The sequence below is a fragment of the Streptomyces camelliae genome, from assembly GCF_027625935.1.
Classification (GTDB): domain Bacteria; phylum Actinomycetota; class Actinomycetes; order Streptomycetales; family Streptomycetaceae; genus Streptomyces; species Streptomyces camelliae.
In genome coordinates this window covers 8,915,839-8,939,063 of sequence record NZ_CP115300.1, presented here as the reverse complement: position 1 = coordinate 8,939,063, position 23,225 = coordinate 8,915,839, and the positions used below count along the sequence as shown (strand labels likewise).

Here is a 23,225-nt window from a genome sequence, read left to right as displayed (position 1 = left end):
GAAACCGTCGGCTGGAGGTGGCCGTCATACGCACACCCCAACGGAGATCGCATGACCGCGTACACCCTGCCCGTGCCGAGCCGGCCGGCTGCCGCCGAGCCGCGCACCGTCTACACCGTGGCCAGCGGCGACCTGCGCCCCGCCGCCAATGTCACGTGCTGGCCCACCCAGGAGAAGCTGGAGAACGACCTCGCCGCGGCGCTGACGGACCTGGGCCGGCAGGTCCGCCGGGGCCATGCCTTCGACGCGGCCAAGGGGCACGGCTTCATCGACAGCCAGCGCGCCGGCATCGAGGTGTTCAAGAGCCTGCCCAAAGAGGCGCCTCTGATCGTCGTCGAAGGCGTCTGGCAGTACAGCCACCATGTCCTGGCCGGACTGCGCGACCACCGGGGCCCCATCCTGATCGTCGCCAACTGGAGCGGCGAATTCCCCGGCCTGGTCGGCCTGTTGAACCTGGCCGGCAGCCTCACCAAGGCCGGGCGTGACTACTCCGTGCTGTGGAGCGCCGACTTCACCGACGACTGGGCCCGCGACGGCCTGCGCACCTGGCTGGAGACCGGCGTCCTCACCCACGACACCAGCCACGTGCGCCCCCTGCCCCCGCTGCCCGAGAACCCCGAGACCGAGCTGGGCGTGGCGCTGGCCCGGCAGCTGCGCGAGGAGAAGGCGATCATCGGCGTCTTCGACGAGGGCTGCATGGGCATGTACAACGCCATCATCGACGACGAATTCCTCAACCCGCTGGGCGTCTACAAGGAACGCCTGTCGCAGAGCGCCCTGGTCGCCGAGATGAACAGGGTCCCGGACGAGGAGGCGCAGGCGGTCCGGGCCTGGCTCGACCACGCCGGCATGACCTTCCACACCGGTGAAGACGACGCCACCGAACTCACCGACGCCCAGCTGCTCAGCCAGTTCAAGATGTACATAGCCGCACTGCGCATCGCCGACGACTTCGGGCTCGACGCGGTCGGAATCCAGTACCAGCAGGGCCTGAAGGACACCGTCCCGGCGAGCGACCTCGCCGAGGGGCTGCTCAACAACGTGCAGCGTCCACCGGTGTTCAGCCGCGACGGCGCCCGCGAACTGTACGCCGGCGCGCCGCTGCCGCACTTCAACGAGGTGGACGAGGGCGTCGCCGTGGACTCCCTGGTCACCAACCGGATCTGGACCGCGATGGGCCTCGACCCGGCGACCACCCTGCACGACATCCGCTGGGGCGAGGAGTACGACGGCCGGTTCGTCTGGGTCTTCGAGATCTCCGGCTCGGTGCCCGCCTCCCACAACGGCGGCTACCACAAGTCGTACAGCATGCGGCAGCCCCCGATGTACTTCCCGCTCGGCGGCGGCACGCTCAGCGGAGTGTCCAAGCCGGGCGAGATCGTCTGGTCGCGGGTGTTCCTGATGGACGGCCGGCTGCATGTCGACCTCGGCCGCGCCAGCGCGATCGAGCTGCCCGAGGAGGAGACCCGGCGCCGCCTTGAGGCCACCACCCCGCAGTGGCCGATCATGCACGCGGTGCTGCACGGTGTCGGCCGCGACCAGTTCATGGCCCGCCACCGGGCCAACCACCTCAACGTGGCCTACGCCCCCGACGCGGCGACCGCCGACAGGGCGCTGTGTGCCAAGGCCGCCCTCTTCGCCGAGCTGGGCGTCGAGGTGCACCTGTGCGGAGACGTGGCGCTGTAGCCACACCGTCCCGATGCGGCCCACGTGTCAGTCCGCGCGGGGCGGGAGCGGGGACAGGCTGTGGGCTGCCAGGACGCGGTCGGCGAAGTCGGGCCCTGGAGGCGCACCCCGTGGGCGGCGAGGAGGGTGAAAGGTCGGCGAGCGCGCGGTTCGGTGCGGCGCGACTGGTGGCCCGCAGCGAGGTCGAGGATGCCCACGACCGGTCCGCGGCCGGCGACGCGGGTCGTGGTCAGGCGCAGACGCATACTGGGTGAATTCCACCACCCGCCGTCCACAGTCCCCTCCCTCGGCACTGGCGGCCGAGGCGGTACGCCAGGTCGGTGCCGCCGACCTGGCCAGTGCGCGCAGCACCAGGGTGTCGTAGGCGGTAGGCAGCTGCGGAATGTCGGCAGAGGCAGCCACCGGTTCCAAGAGGTGCTTCATGGCCGCGGCCAGCGGGGTGTCACCGGTGAACGGGGGCGGCGGGTGAGCAGTTCGTACAGCAGGCAGCCGGTCGAGACAGGTCGGTGCGGAAGTCCACCTGCTCGCCCCGGGCCTGTTCCGGCGAGAGGTACTCGGCTGTGTCCACCACCATCGAGGTGCGGGAGAGAGGAGTACCCGCCCGATTGGGATCTCTGTGATCCGAGGCAGACCCTGTTGCGGTGCCTCTGCCGAAAGTCGCTGGGTACGCCGATTCCTACGTAATGTAGGAGTTCATCGGGTGCCGCCCACCAGGTCCTCCGCTCCTCAACGGCGCGGGGTGCCTGTCACGACCGCGCGAACGGGAGCAGAGTTGTCCAGCGAGAACGACGGGGCGGTTTCGGTGGTGGTCATCGCCTACAACGACGCGGAGCACGTCGCGGAAGCGGTGGCCTCGGCTCTCGCACAGGGCGATGTGGTCGGCGAGGTCGTCGTCGTGGACGACGCTTCCACCGACGAGACAGCTCACGTACTGGGACAGCTCGCAGCCGCCGAGCCGCGCGTGCGCGTCGTGCGCCGTGCGGTCAACAGCGGCGGCTGCGGCACCCCGCGCAACGACGGTATCGACGCAGCCCGCCACCCGTGGCTCGTCTTCCTCGACAGCGACGATGTGCTTCCGCCGAAGGCTGTGGACACGCTCCTCGCCGTCGCGCTCCGGCATGGCGCCGATGTGACGGCAGGCCTGTGCGTTCGGCGCGAGCTGCCCGGCGGACGTGAGATCCCCTGGCAGGAACAGTTGTTCACGACGGAGTCGGTGCACGACGGGGTGGCCGGGCGCCCGCAGACGCTGTGGGACACGCTCTCGGTGAACAAGATCTACCGCCGTGACTTCCTGCTGTCCCGGCGGATCCGATTCCCCGACGGCGCGGCGCACTACGAGGACTTCGTGTTCACCGCGCGGGTCTACGCGGCCGGGCCGCGCTTCGCCGTCACTCCCGAAACCGTCTACATCTGGCATGTGCGCTATGGCACCGGCCGGGCGTCGATCTCGCTGCGCCGGGACCGGATCCAGAACTGGCAGGACCGGGTCACCGCCCATCAGCAGGTGATGGAGATCATGCGGGACAGCGGCGACCAGGATCTGCTGATCGCCGCGCAGACCAAGTTCCTGGAGTTCGATCTCGCCGTTTACCTGAGCGAACTGCCGCAGCGTACGCCGGAGTACCAGGACGTCTGGTGGCGGATCACCCGCGAGCACGTGGGCGCCTTCGAGGCGGAGGCCGTGCGCCGGGCCACTCTCGCTGCCCGTTGGCGCACTGAGGTGCTGCTCGGACGCGAGCGACATGCCGTGGACATCCGGCGGCTCGCCGAGTTGGCGGCCGACCCGCCGCGGCTGACGCCGCCGTACGCCGGAGACGCGCGGCGACCGCTGTGGGACATGGCGGATTCCACGCCCGAGGGAACAGGCGAGATCGTGCTCGACGGTCTTGCCGACGCCCCTGTCGCACTGCTGCCCTTCTACGTCCTCGGGAACGTAGGTGCGGGCCGCCGACTCGTGCTCGAACTACGACTGGCCGACCTCTACGGCAGGACCGCGCACGCCGGCCCGGAGCGGGCGACCGTCGAGTTGCGGCACCGGGTGACGGGCGCGGCACACCGGTACGAGGCCGAGTGGGAAGCCGAGCCGGACGGACACGGCTGGCGTGCCGTCATCACCGCGGACGTGGCGCCGCTCTGTGAAGGCGGCACGATCACCACCTGGGATGCCTGGGTGACCCTGACCTTCCGGGACGGCGAGTCGGCCACGAGGCCACTTCGTGCGGGATCCGGCCTCAGGCGGCTGGTGCGGATGGGCCGTCGGGGACGGGTGCTGTTGCTCCAGCCGTACGCCACCAACAGCGGCTGCCTCGCCGTGCGTGTCGCGGATGGCCTTTCCGGGGTGCGCCGCGTCGTCGCGGGACGGGTCGCCCGCCGCGTGCGGAGTTGACCGGCGACGAGGTCAACCGCCCGCCTGCGATGGCCGGTTCTTGTCGGCCGGCTCTCCCAGGAAGACGCTGCGCACCACGCGTTCGGCCGCGTGCCCGTCGTCGTAGGGGCAGAAGCGTGCCCGAAATCCGGAGCGCCGCTTGTCCATGTGCGGCCCCGTGTACTCGCCGCTGAGGAAGACCTCGGCGAGTTGCTCCTGCGTGGTGGCGACCGCTCCGGGCGCCTCGGCGAGGAGGTCGAAGTAGACGCCTCGTGCGCGGCGGTACGCCTCCCAGTCGGGCGCGTAGATCACGATCGGCCGGTCCAGGGCGGCGTAGTCGAACATCACTGAGGAGTAGTCGGTGACCAGCACGTCGGCAGCGATGCACAGGTCTTCGACCGACGGGTGGGACGAGACGTCCACGACGCCCCGCGACGGGACGGCCTGTGGGGTGTCGAAGTAGTGCGCACGCACCAGCAGGACATGGTCGTCACCGAGCTGCTCGGCAAACCGCCGCACGTCGAGCAGGGGTGCCGCCTGGTCCTGGTGGTCGCGGTGGGTGGGCGCATAGAGGACGGCGGTCTGCCCAGGGGTGATGCCCAGTTCGTCCCGCACCCGGTTCGCCCGGTCGAGCGAGGCGTTGACCAGCCGGTCGACGCGAGGATAGCCCGTCTGGAGCACCTCGTAGCTGCCCGGGTAGACCCTGGTGAACACCTCGGTGGTGTGCGGGTTCGGCGAGACCAGGAAGTCCCATCGCCCGCACTGCTCCACCAGCCGGTCGAAGTTCATGCCGCGTGCGGCTGCGGGGTGGTCCCGCAGGTCGGTTCCCATCTTCTTCAGGGGGGTGCCGTGCTGTGTCTGCACCAGCACCGCACCGCGCCGCTTGGGCAGCTCATAAGGGAAGTTGACGTTGTTGACCAGATACTTGGCCCGCGCCATGGTGCGCAGGCATCGAGCCGATCCGTCCACCACGTACTCGACCCCCGGCGGGATGGATCCCGTCCGGTCCTTGGCGACCACCCACACCCCGCGGATGCCGGGCGCGAGCTCGCGGGCCTTCTCGAAGACGGCCGCGGGGTTGCAGGCGTAACCGCGGCTCCAGTAGGCGGCGTAGACGGCAAGGCTGTCGTCGACGGGAAGCAGCAGACAAGCGCGGTGGTACGCCCGCCGCAGCGCCGTCGCCGCGAGCCGGGGTGCCCGCCGCGCCGCGCCGCGCGCCCGGCCGAGGCCGGTACGAAGTGACAGACGAAGCCTGTTCACCGGTTCCAGGGCCACGTACGCGGAGTAGGCGCCCCGCTCCACCAGCCGGTACTGCAGGCCGCGCAGCCCGGACGGGTGGGAGTAGCCGCGTGGCCGGAATCTACGGAAGTGCTCCGACGCCTGCCGGAAGAAGTCGCGCCGCATGTTCTCCGGCACAAGTCCGGGTGTGGCGAGCACAGTTGTCGCATGTCGTACGGTCCGGTCGAACACCGCCCTGCGGAAGGGCTCGGCGGTCTCGGCCTCGCGGTCGATGAAGGCGAAGATCCGCTCGTACTGGCCGAAGAGATCGAAGTGCTTCGGGCTGGAGGTGTTGGTGATCGCTCCCGCACGCCCGCGCCGGTAGTGGTAGCAGACACGGTCGAGCATGCTGAGCCGGCGCGCTGCGAGCAGGACGGGGTAGGTGACGGAGATGTCCTCGTAGTACCCGTGCCCGAACTCCACGTCCAGGCCCAGCAGGAAGTCGCGGCGCAGTACCCTGCCCCACGCGGTCATGATGAGGTTCAGGGTGCCCGGGCGCTCCGCGAGCGTGAACGTCTCGGGGGCGTCCCGGAACAGATGCGCACGGACATTGCGCTCCATGCCTCCCTCCGGGTCGAGGAGGGTGTGGTCGACGAGAAGCACGTCAGGCTCGGTCCGCTTCAGCCGCTCTGCGACCGCGGCGAGTGCCCCGTCGGCCAGCCGGTCGTCACTGTCGACGAACCACACGTAGTCGCCGCGGGCCCGAGCCAGTCCCTCGCCGCGGGCTCGGCCGAGGCCGACGTTCTGCGGCAGGTGGACCACGCGCAGCCGCTGGTCCTGGGCCGCGTACTCGTCGAGAAGGGCGCCGCTGGCGTCAGGGGAACAGTCGTCCACGGCCACGACCTCAATGCCCTGAAAGGACTGCGACGCCCCGAGGACCGAGTCGAGGCACTCCGGCAGATACTCCTGCACCTGGTAGACGGGCAGGACAATACTGATGAGTACCTCTTCGGGCGGTTGCATGGCCGGGGTGTCAGTCATTACCACATGGTCTCCAGTCACATGTCGGTGTGTGGGCGTTCCACGCCCGGCACCGATCCGATGACAGCGTTCCGCCGTACGCCTGAGGTCATCTCGCGCCACTTCTTGCCATGAAGGAACCAACCATCCTGGCCGGCGGCCCACCAAGGCGCCCCTTCACAGGGGGAACGCGGCTGCTCGTCAAGCACACAGTAGTCCTACATCATGTAGGACTACCAGTGCAGTCGTTCGTTCGGGCTCTACGACTCACCCGCCGTCCGCACTGTCGCCCGCACGGGGCGAGGCGCCACTGTGGCGGATCCAATCCGGCCACTGCCACCGGCTGGCCCGTCTGCAGCCGACTCGGCTGGGTGCCTGAGGCCCGGAAGGGGTCGTTGTCCTCCAGCCCTTGGTGGGGTGACGGCAGGACCGTGATCGGCTGCCGGTCATTCCTTCGCGGCGCGGGGCTGCATGGAGCGGTGCGACGTGCGGCAGGCGGGGTCGATCAAAACCGCGACCGCGCCGTGCAGGCGGTCAGACTATTGCCCGACCGCGCTCCTGCCGCGTCCGAGGTGCTCACGCTGTCCGGTGGGCCGGGGCGCGGATCTGTCCGTCGCGCAGCCCGTAGTAGACCAGCATGAGCGGCTTGCGTGCCGCAGCGATCTTGGCGATGTTCCGGCCTCGATCCGGGCCCGGTCCTCGGAGATCTTGGGGATGGACCGTGCACTGGATCGCCTCCACCATGGCCCAGCACACCAGCTTGCTGCCCTGTTTGGTGACGTGACCGCGGCGGACGGCGGTGTCGGACTCGTAGTACCACGGGGTCAGCCCTGCACACGAGCACAGCCGGTCGGCGGAGGCGAACCGGTGCGCGTCGCCGATCTCAGCCACAAGCGCCGCCGCCAGGGTGGTGCCGATGCCGGGCAGCTGCTGGATGGCCGGGTAGCCGGTGTGGTCGCGAAGCCGTTCCGCGATGCGGCCGTTGAACAGGGCTTCCTCGGCGTCGAGTCCGTCGATCAGCTTCGGTGACGACGCGACGCGCGGGGCATACGGGCCGGCCGGCGCGGTCTGCATGAGGCGAGCGGCATCTGCGGAGTCTTTCCAGCCACGTGCCTGCGCCGGCGATGCGGCCGTCAACGGTCTGCGCGCTCCAGGGATGGGTGGGGCGCCACCGTTGCCGCGGGCGTGGAGGTTGCGCTGCCGCGCGGAGTTCGGCGCGGACATGACGGATCTCCGGGTGGTGGTGCGGAAACCGCACCACCACCCGGAGACCGTGACCCGAACTGCTCCGTCAGCTCACGGAGAACTGGCTGAACTTCGCGGTGCCGGGTGCTCCGCCGTGAGCCGTGAAGAACATGCCCGCGTCCTCGGTGCTGTTGGCACCGGTCAGCGTCGCGGTGCCCACCGTGGTCCATGTGGTGCCGTTGGCGGAGTAGGAGCCGGTGACCGAGTCGCCGTTCCTGACCAGGCGGAGCCAGACCGGGGCGATGGCGGCACTGCCGGTCTTGGTGGTGTTGGAGTCGAGGTAGCCGTCACCGTCGGAGTCCGACGACAACGTGACGCCATTGCCCGGCGTGGCGACGAGGACCAGGTATCCGGTGGAGGAGCCGGCGCCCGTGATGTCGTTGCGCAGCATCAGGCCGGCCTTGCCCCAGGCATTGGTGTTGTCCTGGCTGTCGACATGGACGGTGACGGTCGACGACGTTCCCGCCGCGCCGGACTGGTAGGCCGCGGAGTAGTCGTCGTCGTGTTGCGAGCTCGTGGCCCATGTGTCGATGCCCGCATTGGTCAGGGAGGTCACTCCCTGGCTCTGGCCCACTGCGGCCGGGATGGAGCCGTAGGCCTTGAAGGGCGAGGTGACGATCCGCAGGTTGCTGAAGGTCGCGCTGCCGACGGTGGTGCTGTGGGCGCTGTGGATGACACCGGCGTCCTGGGTGGCGGCCATGGACGGCAGGGTGACCGCCGCGCCGATCTGCGTGAAGCCGGCTCCGTCGGTGGAATAGAAGGCGGACACCTGGGTGGCCGTGCGGGTGAGCCGCACCCACACCGGCGCCTTGACCGTCGAGGACGTGCACGACATCTGGTCCAGGTAGCCGTCCGCGGTGGAGTCCCACTGGAAGCACACGCCGTGGCCCGGGGTCGCCGCGGCGACCGCGTATCCCGGGGAAGAGCCGTTGCCGGTGAGACTGTTGCGCAGGACGACGCCCGCCTTGGCCCAGCCGTTGGTGTTGTCGACGTTGTCGACCCGCGCGGTCACCGAGGTGCCGGCGACAGCGGAGTTCGCCAGGTAGGCGGTGCCGTAGGCGTCGTCGTGCTGTCCGCCGGCACCCCAGATGTCGGCTCCCGCGTCGGTGACGGTGAAGCTACCGCCGCTCTGACCGGTCAGGGCGGGAGTGGAGGAGTAGCTGCTGTAGGGGGCCGTGACGGGGTCCATGGTCAGGGGCCGGTACTGGGGCTGGATGCCCGCGTTGTCCATGACCGTGCGGGCGCCCGAGGGCCAGTTGCCGTCGGAGACGACCACCGTGCCGCTCACCACATCACCGCGGCCACCGTTGAAGATGTCGGTCGAGGGCGTGGTCGTCCAGTTGTCCTGGAGGGTGAGGGCACCGGTGTTGTTGGTGGAGGTGCCGTTCTGATGGGACCACCGGCCCACGTTACGGAAGACGTTGTTGGTGTCCGTGAAGTTCCTGGATCCCTCGTCGTGGTAGAAACCGTAATAGTTGTTGTTGGTGTGGCAGTAGTTGCGTTCGAAGGTGCTGCCGGGCGACGCCGACAGGGTGTACAGACAGCCGCCGTCGTTCATCTGCTGCATGACGTCGTGGATGGAGTTGTCGGTGATGTGGTTGTTCGCGGCGGTGGTGGGCGTCGAGTAGATGGGCTGGTAGTTGTACAGACCGCGGTTCACGTAGTCCTGGCTGCCGCCCGGGTCGTTGGTGCCCCAGCCGTAACCGATGGTCAGCCCCGAGTAGGGCAGGTTGTACACCTCGTTGTGCGACACCGTGGCGCCGTTGACGTAGGTGGCCAGGATGGCCGACATGTCCCGGTAGTCGAGCGCCACGTCGTGGATGACGTTGTTGCTCAGTGTGATGTTCTTGTTGGTCATCCGGCTGTCACTGGGGTGATGCGCGTCCGCCTGGAGCCCGCCGACGACGATGCCTCCGCCGGCGTCCTGGGTGAAGACGTTGCCGGTGGCGGTGACGGTGTCGGCACCGAGGCCGACCCCGGTGGCGTGCGCGTTGGCGTCCTGGCCGATGCCGAGGCCCACCTGCCCGAGCTGGGTGAACCGGTTGCCGGTGAAGGTGATGTGGTCGGCGGCCGAGACCTGGACGGCGGCCGGCATCTGGTCCCAGTGCGGACGCGTCGCCTCGAACAGCGGGCAGCCGCCCTGGCAGGAGGTCAGCGCGTCGGAGGGACGGTCCCAGGTACCGGTGAGGTACGCGCCGGTCTGCTGGCTGGCGTAGCCGTGAGTGCTGGGGCCCAGCCAGCTGGTGCCCGAGAACTGCAGACCCGAGAACGTGATGTGGGTGGCGGGAGAGGCATAGCTTCCCCCGACGTCGACGAGCGACTGCAGCTTCGGCACCTCGACGTCCGCGGTGCTCATGTTCTGCCCGGCGAGTGGCTTGTAGTACAGGGTGCCGGTGCCGGTGTCGAGGTACCACTCCCCGGCCGTGTCGAGGAACTCGTAGGCGTTCTCGATGTAGAGCGGCCCCGACCGGAAGGGTTTGGTCAGGGTGTCGTAGCCGAAGGTGTTGTCGTCCCAGGCCGGCTGATCCATGGTGATGGTGCCGTTGCTGATGCCGGACACCGGGGAGTAGCGGTCGGTGAAGGATCCGATGCCGTGGATCTCGGTGCGGCTCGGGGCGGCCAGGCTGTTGAGGTAGTTCAGCGCGGTGTTGGTGAAGGTGTAGCCGCTGGTGGTCGCGGTCAGGTCGGCGCGGTTGACCGAGGAGCGGGCCCTGGTCGCCAGGACGCCGTCGACGTACAGCTGCCGGGTGTCGAACCCGGTCCCGACGTTGGCCTGCCAGATGTTCTTCGCCGGGTCGTGCAGCGTCCAGCCCGTGGCCCGCTGCGCGCCGGTGATGACCGGGCGGGCGCCCGGCGCGGCCTGCCAGATCACCGAGTGACCGCCGGTGCCGGAGTCCGCCGCGGTGAAGGTGAGGGGGTCCGTCAGCCGGTACGTGCCGTCGGCGACCTCCACGACGATGTCGCCCGTCATGGAGTTGTTCATGGCCCGGACGTTGGTCTTGGCCTGGGTGAGGGAGCACGGCTGGCTGGTCGAGCAGACGGTACCGGTGCCGCTGGGGGACACATAGAGCGTCGCGGACGTGGCGGCGGACGCGGGCACGGCCTGCGCGACGACAGCCCCGGCAGAGGCGGTGAGGAGCGCGAGTGCGGCCAGACATGGTCTGAGCCGGTCACGCAGTGCGGGGCGCGAGCGGGTTGGGCGCATCTGAGACCTTCCGATGGTGCGAGAGGGCACGCGCGGGGCGTCCTCCCACTCGTGGGGATACAGCCCTGCGGTGATTGCGGAGGTGATACGGCGACGTAACGTTAGTCGTCATACGTATGCTGTCAATATGTGCCGCAGAAACAGATCTGCACCACAAAAGAAACCCGCCCCCGGCCTGACGGCTCGGGGACGGGTTCCGGCGCACGCAAGGGCCGGGATGCGGTCAACCGGTGAGACCGGGGTGCGGGGTACGGCGGCGGCTCCAGGCCGCTTCGATATGTGCCGTCATGGCCTGCGCTGCGCCCTGGGGGTCGCGGGCCAGAAGCCGCTCGGCGATCCGGCAATGCTCGGCGTTCGCCTGCTCGCACGCGTGGCCGTCGGGAGTGCCGTTGTAGAGGAACGTACTGCGGGCCTGGGTGTGGACGGTCCGGATGATGGAACGACCCAGCCTGTTCCGGGACGCCTGCATGATCCGGTCGTGGAAGAGCACATCGGTCTCGATGAACCGGGCAGGAGTGGCGATCTCCTCCTCAAGGCGGCCGAGCAGCCGCTCGACCTCCCGGAGATCGTCATCGGTGGCGAGCTCGGCGGCCTGGGCCGCCATCTGTGCCTCAAGAGCCGAACGCACGCCGACAAGCTGGTCCAGCACGACAAGTTCGTCGTCGTGCTGGACGGTGGCCGCCAGCACGACAGGATCCAGGAGATTCCACTCCTCGGACTGGGTGACCGTGGTGCCTGAACCCTGCCGGGCCCGAACCAGCCCCTTGGCCTCCAGCGACTTGACCGCCTCACGGATCGTGATGCGGCTGACGCCGAACGTCTCGCACAGTTCGGGTTCGACCGGCAAGGTGGAGCCCGACGGGATGGCACCCGAGACGATGCTGTCGGTGAGGGACTCCACCACCGCATGGGCCAGCCGCGCCGGTCGCCTGGGCCAGGGTTTCAGGGCCGACGGATCCTCGACGCCGCTTCGACCGCTCTTCGCCATATGGCCCCCTCACCGGTGTGGAACGTCGCCGAGTCTACTGCGCCGAACACCTTGACAGCATTCGTATGACGACTTACGTTACACGAAAATTTCGCAGCAATAGCTGCCACTGCAAGGGGTAACGACCGTGCGCATTGCCGACGTGGAGAGCTATCCGATCCGGGTTCCGGGCGCCAGTCCGCCGTTCGTCTGGCGTGACGGATTGCTGGGCAGCCCGCCAGACGGCGAGGCCGCGGTGCTGCGCATCTGCACCGACGAAGGGGTCGAGGGCATCGCGATGGCCCCCCGCCGGGGCAGCGCCGTCATCCTGGCGGACGTGCTGGACCGCTTCCTGCGCAAGGAGCTCGTGGGCCAGGACCCGCTGCAGCGGGAGTGGCTGTGGCACCGCATGTGGGAGCTGGACCGCACCGAGGAGCTGCCCCTCTACCTGCTCGGCCTCGTCGACACCGCGCTGTGGGACCTGGCCGGCAGGCTCGCGGACCGGCCCACCTGGCAGATGCTGGGCGGTTTCCGCACCTCGATCCCCGCCTACGCCTCGACTGTCACCTACTCCTCGGTGGAGGAGTACCTGGACATCGCCGACCAGGCCCTGGAGCTCGGATACCCGGCCATCAAGCTCCACGCCTGGGGCGACGCACGCCGCGACGCCCGGCTGTCGGTGGCCCTGCGGGAACACGTGGGGGACGCGATCCCCCTGATGTTCGACGGGTCCGCCGGATTCGACCTCCCCGACGCGATCTACCTCGGACACGCCTTGTCCGACGCGGATTACCTCTGGTACGAGGAGCCGATCCGGGAGTTCAGCATCACCGCGTACAAGCGCCTCTCCGACGCGGTGGCGGTGCCCCTGCTGGTGGCCGAGACCTCCGACGGGGCCCACATGAACTCGGCCGACTTCATCCAGGCCGGCGCCGCCACCTTCGGCGTCCGCGCCTCCACTCAACTGCGCGGCGGCTTCACCGGCGCCATGCGCACCGCCCACCTCGCCGACGCCTACCGGCTGCGCGCCGAGGTGCACGGGCCGGAGATCCCCAACCGACACCTGTGCATGGCCATCTCGAACACCACCTACTACGAGTCCCTGGTCATGGGCAATCCCATCAGCCGCGAGAGCGGCATCGACGCCCAAGGACTCGTCCACGCCCCCACCGGGCCCGGCGTGGCGCTGCCCGCCGGCCTGGACTACCCTCCCGCCCTTCAACGGTTTGTCGACAAGGAGACTTTGACGCCACCGAAGGCCTGATCCGTCCAGTCCCTCCCACTCTCACGATCGCCCCTTGCCCGACCCTCCACGCCTTCGGTATCTGATCCCTCCGCACCTCCCCGCTCCGGTGCTTGCGCCGACATCCCGCGGATCTCCGCAGAACGCAGACATGAGGTCAGTCATGAACAGCGACGTTCCCGTCACCTCCCGCCGCCAGGTCAGACGCGTTGCCGGCACGGCCCTGGGCGCCGTCTCCCTTCTCGCGCTCGCCGCCTGCGGCAGCGCGGATCCCGCAGCCGCCGGGGCGCCCTCCTCCCCCGCGACCTTCAAGCCTGTGAAGCAGGAGGAAGGCAGCCAGATCACGGTCTGGGCGGACGCCGCCCGGGTCCCCGGCGTGCAGGCCTATCAAAAGGCTCACCCGGACGTGAAGATCAAGATCGTCACGTACAGCGGGGACGCCAACGGCGCCAATGACCTGCAGACAAAGGTCCAACTGTTCGACCGGGCCGGCAGCGGCTGGCCGGACGTCGCCTTCAGCGCCAACGTCAACGACGGCAGTTGGACCGCTCAGGGCAAAACCCCCTTTGCCGCCCCGGTCGACAAGGGCCTGATCCCCCAGTCCACCCTGAGCGGCTTCGCGAACGGCGCGCTGAACCCCTGCAAGTTCAACGGCACCACCTACTGCCTGCGCAACGACCTGGCCCAGAACGTGCTCTGGTACAACAAGAAGCTCCTGGACAAGTTCGGCTACTCCGTCCCGACCACCTGGGAGGAGTACGAGGCGCTCGGTAACCGGGTCGCCAAGGAGCACCCCGGATACCTGGTCGGCACCGCCGGGGACGCTTGGTCGCCCGAGGTGTACTTCTGGGCGAGCCAGTGCCCGGCCAGTGCCACGACCGGCGCCAAGAAGGTCACCGTGAACCTGCAGGACGCCAAGTGCACCCGGATGGCCAAGCTGCTCGACAGCCTGATCGCCAAGGGCTCGGTGTCCAAGGACACCGTCTTCAGCGCCGGCTTCATCAAGAACCAGGCGAGCAAGGTCCTCATGCTCCCCGGCCCTTCCTGGTACGGCCAGGTGCTCTTCAACTCCACCTTCAAGATCCCCAAGGGGCAGATCGCCGCCGCCTCGCCGCTGAAGTTCGAGGGCGATGCCAAGAACTACACCGGCAACGTCGGCGGCGGGCTGTGGTTCGTCTCCTCCCACAGCAAGAACCTCAAGGCGGCCTCCGACCTGGTCACCTGGATGACGACCTCCAACGCCTACCAGGCCACCGCGGGCACTTACCCCGCGTACAAGCAGGCGGCCGTCGCCTGGCTCGCCGGCCAGAAGGAGACCGGCTACTTCGCCGAGGACGTCGCCCCGGTCTTCCAACAGGCGGCAGAACTGATCTGGCCCGGCTGGTCCGCCACCCAGTACAGCCAGGAAGCGATCTACTCCTCCACCGTGGTCCCGGCCCTGAACTCGGGCAAGCCCCTTATCGACACCCTGGGCACCTGGCAGACGGCCATCACCGACAAGGCCAAATCCCTCGGATACACCGTCAACTAGCGAAGCGGACCGATGACCACCCACCTCGCAACGGAGCAGAACGGCCGCCGCGGCGGCCGCTCGGCCCGCAACCCGGTCGGACGCGCCGGTTACGTCTTCGTCTCCGGCTATGTCCTGTTCCTTCTCGCCTTCGGCGTCCTGCCCACCTGTTACGCGGTGTGGCTGGCGCTGTCCAACTCCCGCAACCAGCTCGTCGGGATCGGCAACTTCACCCGGACGTTCACCGACTACCGCTTCGGACCGGCCTTCCTCCACATCGGCCTGTACCTGGTGATCTGGCTGGCCAGCCTGATGATCCTGGTGGTGCTGCTCTCCCTGATGCTGCACGGCCGCATGCGCAGGGCCTCCACCACCCTGAGGTTCCTGTTCTACCTGCCGGGCGCCCTCGCCGGGGTGGCGAGCGTGCTGCTCTTCCTGATCCTCCTCGACCCGGCCGCCAGTCCCGTCGGCTGGCTGCTCAAGGGCTTCGGCTGGAACACCCTCGCCCAGGTCAACGCCCCCGGCCACCTGCCGGTTCTCTTCACCGTCATCGCCTTCTGGACCGGGGCCGGCGGCTGGATCGTGGTCATGTACGGCGCGCTCAACAGCATCCCGGACGAAATCCTGGAGGCCGCCCGCATCGACGGCGCCAGCACGCTCCAGATCGCCCTGCGCATCCAGATCCCCATGATCACCAAGTGGATCGCGTACATGCTGATCCTGGCCTTCGCGGCCGGCACCCAGCTCTTCGTCGAGCCACAACTGGTCTCCCTCGCCAGCTGGGGCATGATCCCCGACAGCTGGTCACCGAACCAGCTGTCCTATCAGTACGCCTTCCAGGCGGGCGACTTCAACGGCGCGGCGGCGCTCTCCGTCGACCTCCTCATCCTGGGCCTGGCCTGCGCGGCGCTCGTCGTCTTCCGTACCGGCCTGTTCGACAGGGACGAACGATGACCACGGCTCCCACGACCACAGCCCGCCGAACCCCGCCGCCCCGTACCGCCGGCGCCCGCACCAGCCCGAGGAAGCCCATGCACCGGACGCGCCGCCCACGCTCACTGGCCGCCCGGCTGGCCTGGCTCATCGTCATGGCACTGGCTGTGCTGTTCTTCTGTGTGCCGGTGGTGTGGCTCCTGCTGGCCACGACCAAGACCGACGGCCAGATCGTGCGGGACGACCCGTTCTCCTTCGGCTCCCCCCGCGCGATCGCCGACGCCTGGCACCATCTCTACGCCTTCCAGGACGGCGCCATCCTCACCTGGCTGAAGAACTCGGCGCTCTACACGTTCGGCGCACTGGCCATCACGCTGGTGACATCGATCCCCGCCGGGTACGCGCTGGCTCTCACCCAGTTCATCGGGCGCCGGATGCTGTTGACCATCACCATGCTCGTGATGCTCATGCCGACGGCCGCGATGGTGCTTCCCCTGTACCTGGGGATGAACGCCGTGCACCTGGACGGCACGATCTGGTCGGTGATCCTGCCCTTCTCCTTCTTCCCGTTCGGGGTCTACCTCACCTACATCTACTTCTCCTCCAACGTCCCCGCCGACCTGCTGTCCGCCGCGCGGATCGACGGCTGCTCGGAGTGGCAGGTCTTCCGTCTCGTCGCGATGCCGTTGGCCAAGCCGGTGATCGCCCTGGTCGGGTTCTTCAACTTCGTCGGCAACTGGAACAACTTCTTCCTGCCGTTCGTGATGCTCCCCGACAGCTCGCAGTATCCGGCGCAGGTGGGGCTGAACAACCTGCTCGCCGCCTCGCCGCTGTTCAACACCTCCAGCGGCACCGGCAACCAGATCATGCGGCCCGAACTGGCCCTGGCCACCCTGGTCACCATCGTCCCCGTGCTGATCGTCTTCCTCTTCTCCCAGCGCGCCCTCGTGGCCGGCATGCTCGCCGGCGCGACCAAGGAGTGAGGCACAGATGAAACGGATTGCCCAGACGATCCGCCTGCGGCCCGAACACCGTGAGCTGTATCTGCGGCTGCACTCCGCGGTCTGGCCGGGCGTCGAGGCCGCGCTGCGGGCCGCGAACATCCGCAACTACAGCATCTTCCTGCGCGAGGACACGCTGTTCGCCTACTTCGAGTACCACGGCGACGACTTCGAGGCCGACATGGCCGCGATCGGCACCGACGCGACCACCCAGGCCTGGTGGAAGCTCACCGACCCCTGCCAGGAGGCCTGGGCCGATACCGGCACCGGGGGCCGCTGGTCCGACCTGACCGAGATCTGGCATCTGCACCCATCGCAAGGAGACGCCCGGTGAAACTTCTACGAGTCGGCGCGCCCGGCGAGGAGCGTCCCGCAGTCCGCACCGAGGACGGGCGGCTGCTCGACCTGTCCCCCGTGACCTCCGACATCGACGGCGCCTTCCTCGCCTCGGACGGTGTCGACCGGGCCCGGGCGGAGGTCGCGGCGGGAAGTCTGCCCGAGCTGGACCCGGACGGTCTGCGGATCGGTGCCCCTCTCGCCCGCCCTGGCAAGATCGTCTGCGTCGGCCTGAACTACCGCGACCACGCCGCCGAGACCGGCGCGGCGATCCCCCCGCGGCCCGTGGTGTTCATGAAGGACCCCGGCACGGTGATCGGCCCGTACGACGAAGTGCTGATCCCCCGCGGCTCCGTGAAGACCGACTGGGAGGTCGAACTGGCGGTCGTCATCGGACGACGGGCCCGCTACCTCGACGGCCCGGAAGCCGCGCGGGCCGTGATCGCGGGGTACGCGATCAGCCATGACGTCTCGGAGCGGGAGTTCCAGCTGGAGTACTCGTCGCAGTGGGACCTGGGCAAGTCCTGCGAGACCTTCAACCCGCTCGGACCGTGGCTGGTGACCGCCGACGAGGTGGGCGATCCGCAGGACCTCGGCCTGCACCTGAGCGTCAACGGCGTGAAGCGGCAGGAGGGCCACACCAGCGACATGATCTTCCCGGTCGGCCACATCGTGTCGTACCTGAGCCAGTACATGGTCCTGGAGCCGGGTGACGTGATCAACACCGGTACTCCGGCGGGCGTGGCCCTCGGCCTCCCGGGCACCCCCTATCTCCGCCCCGGCGACAGCGTCGAGCTCTCCGTCGACGGCCTCGGCGCCCAGCGGCAGACCTTCGGCCAAGCGTGAAAGGCACCCCTTTGAGCAGCTTGAGGAGCTTGAGCGGCCTGTCAGGGCTGAAGGCCGTCGTCACCGGCGGCGCGTCCGGCATCGGGCTGGCCACGTCCCGGATGCTGGCCGAGCACGGCGCCACGGTGGCCGTCCTCGACCTCGACCCCTCCGGCGCCCCCGAGCCGCTGATCGCCATCAGGGCCGACCTCGGCGACGACGCCTCGGTGCGCCCCGCCGTGGCGGAGGCCGCCGAGCGGCTCGGTGGCCTGGACATCCTGGTCAACAACGCGGGCATCGGCGCCATCGGCAGCGTCGAGAACAACCCCGACGAGGAGTGGCACCGCGTCCTCGACGTCAACGTCCTCGGGACGGTACGCACCACCCGGGCCGCCCTCCCGTATCTGCGGCGCTCGTCGCACGCGGCGGTCGTCAACACGTGCTCCATCGCAGCCACCGCGGGCCTCCCCCAGCGCGCCCTGTACTCCGCCAGCAAGGGCGCGGTGCTGTCGCTGACCCTGGCGATGGCCGCCGACCACGTCCGTGAGGGCATCCGCGTCAACTGCGTCAACCCCGGCACCGCCGACACACCCTGGGTGACCCGGCTCCTGGACGCCGCCGACGACCCGGAGGCGGAACGCGCAGCCCTCGACGCACGCCAGCCCCTGGGCCGCCTGGTCACCGCGGACGAGGTGGCAGCGGCCGTGGTCTACCTGGCGAGCCCCGCCGCGGCCTCCGTCACCGGCATCGCCCTCGCCGTCGACGGTGGCGTGCAGGGACTCCGGCTGCGCCCGGCGGCCGGCTCATGAGAACGACCACGCTGGGCACCACCGACGTCAGGGTCACCGAGCTGTCGTTCGGGGCCGCCGGCATCGGCAACCTCTTCCGCCCGGTCACCGACGAGGCCGCGTTCGCTGCGGTCGAGGCGGCCTGGGACGCGGGCGTCCGCACCTTCGACACCGCCCCGCACTACGGGCTCGGGTTGTCCGAGCGCCGCCTGGGTGCCGCGCTGCGCGGCCGGCACCGCGACACGTACACCGTCTCCACCAAGGTCGGGCGGCTGCTCGAACCCCACCCGGAGGGTGGCCGTGGCGACGATCTCGCCCACGGTTTCGCCGTGCCCGACACTCACCGCCGCGTCTGGGACTTCAGCTCCGACGGCGTCCTGCGCTCCCTGGAAGCGAGCCTGGATCGCCTCGGCCTGGACCGTGTGGACATCGCCCTGCTGCACGACCCCGACGACCACGCCGAGCAGGCCCTCACCGAGGCCTACCCGGCGTTGGAACGGCTGCGCGCCGAAGGCGTCGTCAAGGCGATCGGCATCGGAGTGAACCAGTGCGCGCTCCCCGCCCGCTTCCTGCGGGAGACCGACATCGACGTGGTGCTGCTCGCCGGCCGCTACACCCTGCTGGAGCAGGAGGGGCTCGCGGAGGTACTGCCGGAGGCCGCCGCCCGTGGCAGGAGTGTAATCGTCGGCGGGGTGTTCAACTCGGGTCTGCTCACCGACCCCAAACCCGGGGCCATGTACGACTACACGCCCACCCCGCCCCATGTACTGGACCGGGCGCTGTGCCTGAAAGCGGTCGCCGACCGCCACGGCGTGCCGCTGCGTGCAGCAGCTCTGCGCTTCCCGCTCGGCCATCCGGCGGTCGCGAGCGTGCTGTCCGGCGCGCGTTCCGCCAAGGAGGTCCGGGACACGGTGGACCAGATGCGGCGAACGGTACCGGCCGCGCTCTGGGAGGAACTACGTGCCGAGGAGCTGCTGCCCCCGCACGTCCCCGTTCCCGCCGCCGCACCTCAGTCGTGGGGGTGACCGCCATGGAGACGAGCACCGCTGAGGGCGTCATCGACGCACACCACCACGTATGGGACCTCTCTGTCCGCGACCAGGACTGGATCACCGGACAGGAACTCGGCCTGCTGCGCCGCGACTTCCCGCTCGCCGATCTGGAGTCCGAGGCCCGGGCCGCCGGCGTCACGGCGACCGTCCTGGTCCAGACGATCGACGTGCCGGAGGAGACACCCGAGTTCCTGGCGTTGGCCCAGGCCAGCGACCTGGTGGCCGGCGTCGTGGGCTGGACCGACCTGACCTCGCCGGATGTCGCCCGCGCGCTCGCGGCGCTGCGGGAGGGGCCGGGCGGTGAGTACCTGGTGGGCATCCGCCACCAGGTACAAGGCGAATCCGATCCTCGCTGGCTGATGCGGCCGGACGTGCTGCGTGGGCTCGCCGCGGTGGCCGAGGCGGGGCTCGTGTACGACCTGGTCGTCAGGCCCCACCAGCTCGCGGCCGCGTATGAGAGCGCCCGCCTGCTTCCCGGCCTCACGTTCGTACTCGATCACGCGGGCAAGCCCCCCATCGCCTCGGGCGAGCTGCGGCCGTGGGCGGGCGCGGTGCGCCTGCTGGCCGCACTGCCCAACAGCGTCTGCAAGCTCTCCGGCATGGTGACCGAGGCCGACTGGGACCGGTGGAGCGTCGAGGACCTCCGGCCGTACACGGACACGGTGCTGGACGCCTTCGGCCCGCGGCGGCTGAAGTTCGGCTCCGACTGGCCCGTCTGTCGACTGGCCGCCACCTACGCCGAAGTAGTCGCCACAGCAAAGGAGTTGACGGCCGAACTCCACCTCACCGAACGCCGTGAGGTCTTCACCGGAACCGCACTGCGGACCTACGGCCTGACCGTCATTGGCTCCCCGGCCACTCAGGAAGCACCATGCGCATAGCTCTCTTCATCACCTGCTTCAACGACATGATGTTCCCCCGCACCGGCCGCGCGGTGACCGAACTGCTGGAACGGCTCGGCCACACCGTGGAGTTCCCGCAGGGCCAGACCTGCTGCGGCCAGATGCACTTCAACACCGGCTACCGCCCCGAGACTCTGCCCATGGTGCGCCGTTTCTCGAAGGTCTTCGCGGGTTACGACGCCGTGGTCACTCCTTCCGGCTCCTGCGCGGGCATGGTCCGCGACCAACACCGTGTGGTCGCAGCCCAGTTGGGGGACGCCGCGCTCACCGAGGCGGTCGAGCGGGTGGTGCCGACGGTGTACGAGCTGTCGGAACTCCTCGTCGACGTCCTCGGGGTCACCGACGTCGGCGCCCACTTCCCGCACCGTGTCACCTACCACCCGACCTGCCACTCGCTGCGCATGCTGCGCGTCGGCGACCGGCCGCTCACGCTGCTGCGCGCGGTGAAGGGCATCGACCTCGTCGAACTGCCCGCCGCCGAGTCCTGCTGCGGCTTCGGCGGCACCTTCGCGCTGAAGAACGCGGACGTGTCCAACGCCATGCTGGCCGACAAGATGCGCCATGTCCTGGACACCGGCGCCGAATACCTGTGCGCGGGCGACAACTCCTGCCTGACACACATCGGCGGCGGCCTGTCCCGGCTGCGGACCGGCGTCGGCACGATGCACCTGGCCGAGATCCTGGCCTCCACCGAAGGGAGCGTACGGTGAGCGGCGCCGACAATGTCGTATGGCTGGGCACCCCGCCCTTCCCCGAGGCAGCGCGCGCCGCGCTCGCCGACACCCGGCTGCGCGCGAACCTGCGCCGGGCCACCGGCACCATCCGGGACAGGCGGCTGGCGGTCACCGCCGAGCTCGACGACTGGGAGGACCTGCGGGAGACGGCGGCTGCCCTCAAGCGCCGTACCCTGCGCCACCTCGACCGGCATCTCCTGCGGCTGGAGGAGACGGTGACCGCCGCCGGCGGCACGGTCCACTGGGCGGCGGACGCGGCCGAGGCGAACGCCATCGTCACGCGGCTGGTGCGGGCGACCGGCGAGAACGAGATCGTCAAGGTCAAGTCGATGGCGACCCAGGAGATCGGCCTCAACGAGGCGCTCGCCGAGGCCGGCATCCGCGCGTATGAGACCGATCTCGCCGAACTGATCGTGCAGTTGGGCGGCGACCGGCCCTCGCACATCCTCGTACCGGCCATCCACCGGGGCCGCTCCGAGATCCGCGAGATCTTCCGGCGGCAGATGGGCAAGTGGGGCCGGCCCGCTGCCGAGGGACTCACCGACGACCCGCGGGACCTGGCCGAAGCGGCCCGGCTCCATCTGCGGGAGAAATTCCTGCGCGCCAAGGTGGCCGTCTCCGGAGCCAACTTCGCCGCTGCCGACACCGGAACGGTGGTGGTCGTGGAGTCCGAGGGCAACGGGCGGATGTGCCTGACCCTGCCGGAGACCCTGATCACCGTCATGGGCATCGAGAAGGTCCTCCCCTCCTTCGCCGACCTGGACGTCTTCCTACGGCTGCTGCCCCGCTCGTCCACGGGCGAGCGGATGAACCCGTACACCTCGTTGTGGACGGGCGTCATGGAGGGAGACGGGCCGCAGGACTTCCATCTGGTGCTCCTCGACAACGGCCGCACCGCGACCCTGGCCGACGAGGTGGGCCGGCAGGCGCTGTCCTGCATCCGCTGCTCGGCCTGCCTGAACGTCTGCCCGGTGTACGAGCGCACCGGCGGCCACGCCTACGGGTCGGTCTACCCCGGCCCCATCGGCGCTGTACTCACCCCGCAGCTCGTCGGCGTGGAGAACGCGGCCTCGCTGCCCTTCGCCTCCACCCTGTGCGGGGCCTGCTACGACGCCTGCCCGGTCAAGATCGACATTCCGGAGGTGCTCGTCCATCTGCGGTCGAAGGCCGTGGAGGCCAAGCGCCGGGACCGGATACTGCCCACCCCCGAGGCGCTCGCCATGAAGGCCGCAGGCGCGGTGCTGTCCTCCCCTAGGCGGCTGGCCGCACTCCAGCGCCTCGCCGCCCTCGGCGCCCGGCTGGTGGCCCGCGACGGCCGGATCGGAGTCCTGCCCGGCCCGTTCGCCCGGTGGTCAGGCACCCGTGACACCCCCGCGCCGGCCCGCGAGTCCCTGCGCGCCTGGTGGCGGCGCACGAGAGAAGAAGGCCGTACGACGAGGAACGGGAAGAGCCGATGAGTGGCCGCGACACCGTACTGGGCGCGATCCGGAGCGCACTGGCAGACGTACCAGGCGCCGAAGCTTCCGACGGCGACCCCATCCCGCGCGATCCGCGCTCCCACCAGGCGGGACCGGACGTCGTCGAGCTGTTCGTCGAACGCGCCGCCGACTACCGCGCCACTGTCGTCCGTGTTCCACCGTCCGACGCCGTCGCCGCCGTGGGCCGCGCGCTGGCCCGCACCGGAGCGAAATCCCTCGTGGTGCCCCCGGGTTTCCCCGAAGACCTGGTAGCCGAGGGCGCCTGGTCCCGGCTGGAGGACACTCCACCACTGACAGTCCGGCAACTCGACGCAGCGGACGCCGTACTCACCACCGTCGCCGCGGCGATCGCCCTCACCGGCACGGTCGTCCTCGACAGCGGGCCCGGACAGGGACGCCGCGCACTGACCCTGCTGCCGGACCAGCATGTCTGCGTGGTCAGGGCCAGCCAGATCGCCGCTGATGTGCCCGAGGCGCTGCGCCTGCTCCACCCACGTCGGCCGCTGACCCTGATCTCCGGTCCCTCAGCCACCAGCGACATCGAACTGGACCGGGTGGAGGGCGTGCACGGACCGCGAACGCTCGACCTCGTCGTGATCGCGGACGACTAGGTCTCGGATACAGGGCCGTCCCTGGACGGCGTGTCCCAGCACCGGATGCACCCGCGGCCGACGGCCGGCCCCTGGCGCGAGCACTGCGGCGAACTCCGCGATCCAC

Annotated in this window: 18 protein-coding genes; 14 read left to right on the top strand and 4 right to left on the bottom strand. The window is 69.6% G+C overall.

All coding sequences use genetic code 11. The annotated features are described in order from the left end of the window. Positions 1-51 precede the first annotated feature (51 nt). Together O1G22_RS41035 and O1G22_RS41030 are read left to right on the top strand one after the other, a co-directional pair. A complete protein-coding gene (locus O1G22_RS41035) occupies positions 52-1,686 on the top strand; it encodes a fucose isomerase (protein ID WP_270085967.1) in 1,635 nt (544 codons plus the stop codon). A 772-nt stretch (positions 1,687-2,458) separates the two neighbouring features. Continuing rightward, the gene (locus O1G22_RS41030; RefSeq protein ID WP_270085966.1) at positions 2,459-4,072 is read left to right on the top strand and encodes a glycosyltransferase family 2 protein; all 1,614 of its coding nucleotides are present in this window, start codon (positions 2,459-2,461) and stop codon (positions 4,070-4,072) included. A 12-nt stretch (positions 4,073-4,084) separates the two neighbouring features. On the opposite strand, the gene O1G22_RS41025 is transcribed toward O1G22_RS41030, so the two are convergent. The 4 genes from O1G22_RS41025 to O1G22_RS41010 all read right to left on the bottom strand — a co-directional run bounded on the left by O1G22_RS41025 (position 4,085) and on the right by O1G22_RS41010 (position 11,727). Beyond that, positions 4,085-6,310: a bifunctional glycosyltransferase/CDP-glycerol:glycerophosphate glycerophosphotransferase gene (locus O1G22_RS41025; protein WP_270085965.1), complete on the bottom strand. Its 2,226-nt coding sequence runs from the start codon at positions 6,308-6,310 to the stop codon at positions 4,085-4,087. A gap of 555 nt (positions 6,311-6,865) precedes the next feature. After that, positions 6,866-7,363, bottom strand: a complete 498-nt coding sequence (locus tag O1G22_RS41020; protein WP_270085964.1) for a transposase — start codon at positions 7,361-7,363, stop codon at positions 6,866-6,868. Between the two features lie 217 nt (positions 7,364-7,580). Continuing rightward, entirely contained in the window at positions 7,581-10,739 is a 3,159-nt protein-coding gene (locus tag O1G22_RS41015; protein WP_270085963.1) for a DUF1349 domain-containing protein, read from the bottom strand. Between the two features lie 223 nt (positions 10,740-10,962). Further along, positions 10,963-11,727: a FadR/GntR family transcriptional regulator gene (locus O1G22_RS41010; RefSeq protein ID WP_270085962.1), complete on the bottom strand. Its 765-nt coding sequence runs from the start codon at positions 11,725-11,727 to the stop codon at positions 10,963-10,965. A gap of 127 nt (positions 11,728-11,854) precedes the next feature. On the opposite strand from O1G22_RS41010, the gene O1G22_RS41005 reads away from it, so the two are divergent. The 12 genes from O1G22_RS41005 to O1G22_RS40950 all read left to right on the top strand — a co-directional run bounded on the left by O1G22_RS41005 (position 11,855) and on the right by O1G22_RS40950 (position 23,119). Continuing rightward, on the top strand, positions 11,855-12,970 hold the full coding sequence (locus O1G22_RS41005; protein WP_270085961.1) for an enolase C-terminal domain-like protein: 1,116 nt from the start codon (positions 11,855-11,857) through the stop codon (positions 12,968-12,970). A gap of 142 nt (positions 12,971-13,112) precedes the next feature. Further along, positions 13,113-14,480: an ABC transporter substrate-binding protein gene (locus O1G22_RS41000; protein ID WP_270085960.1), complete on the top strand. Its 1,368-nt coding sequence runs from the start codon at positions 13,113-13,115 to the stop codon at positions 14,478-14,480. Positions 14,481-14,492: 12 nt separating this feature from the next. After that, the gene (locus O1G22_RS40995) at positions 14,493-15,413 is read left to right on the top strand and encodes a carbohydrate ABC transporter permease (protein ID WP_270085959.1); all 921 of its coding nucleotides are present in this window, start codon (positions 14,493-14,495) and stop codon (positions 15,411-15,413) included. A 77-nt stretch (positions 15,414-15,490) separates the two neighbouring features. Next, entirely contained in the window at positions 15,491-16,375 is an 885-nt protein-coding gene (locus O1G22_RS40990; protein ID WP_270086673.1) for a carbohydrate ABC transporter permease, read from the top strand. Between the two features lie 7 nt (positions 16,376-16,382). After that, positions 16,383-16,727, top strand: coding sequence for an L-rhamnose mutarotase (locus O1G22_RS40985; RefSeq protein WP_270085958.1), 345 nt, complete (start codon positions 16,383-16,385; stop codon positions 16,725-16,727). Then, entirely contained in the window at positions 16,724-17,575 is an 852-nt protein-coding gene (locus O1G22_RS40980) for a fumarylacetoacetate hydrolase family protein (protein ID WP_270085957.1), read from the top strand. Before O1G22_RS40985 ends, O1G22_RS40980 begins: the two co-directional genes overlap by 4 nt. A gap of 29 nt (positions 17,576-17,604) precedes the next feature. Then, the gene (locus tag O1G22_RS40975) at positions 17,605-18,363 is read left to right on the top strand and encodes an SDR family NAD(P)-dependent oxidoreductase (protein ID WP_270085956.1); all 759 of its coding nucleotides are present in this window, start codon (positions 17,605-17,607) and stop codon (positions 18,361-18,363) included. Further along, positions 18,360-19,367: an aldo/keto reductase gene (locus O1G22_RS40970; protein WP_270085955.1), complete on the top strand. Its 1,008-nt coding sequence runs from the start codon at positions 18,360-18,362 to the stop codon at positions 19,365-19,367. Before O1G22_RS40975 ends, O1G22_RS40970 begins: the two co-directional genes overlap by 4 nt. A 5-nt stretch (positions 19,368-19,372) precedes the next feature. Further along, the gene (locus tag O1G22_RS40965; protein ID WP_270085954.1) at positions 19,373-20,275 is read left to right on the top strand and encodes an amidohydrolase family protein; all 903 of its coding nucleotides are present in this window, start codon (positions 19,373-19,375) and stop codon (positions 20,273-20,275) included. After that, positions 20,266-21,006 (top strand): (Fe-S)-binding protein, encoded by a 741-nt coding sequence (locus O1G22_RS40960; protein ID WP_270085953.1) that lies wholly within the window; start codon positions 20,266-20,268, stop codon positions 21,004-21,006. Before O1G22_RS40965 ends, O1G22_RS40960 begins: the two co-directional genes overlap by 10 nt. Next, entirely contained in the window at positions 21,003-22,487 is a 1,485-nt protein-coding gene (locus O1G22_RS40955) for a LutB/LldF family L-lactate oxidation iron-sulfur protein (RefSeq protein ID WP_270085952.1), read from the top strand. The genes O1G22_RS40960 and O1G22_RS40955 overlap by 4 nt, the downstream gene beginning before the upstream one ends. Next, positions 22,484-23,119, top strand: a complete 636-nt coding sequence (locus O1G22_RS40950; RefSeq protein ID WP_270085951.1) for a LutC/YkgG family protein — start codon at positions 22,484-22,486, stop codon at positions 23,117-23,119. The genes O1G22_RS40955 and O1G22_RS40950 overlap by 4 nt, the downstream gene beginning before the upstream one ends. Positions 23,120-23,225 lie beyond the last annotated feature (106 nt).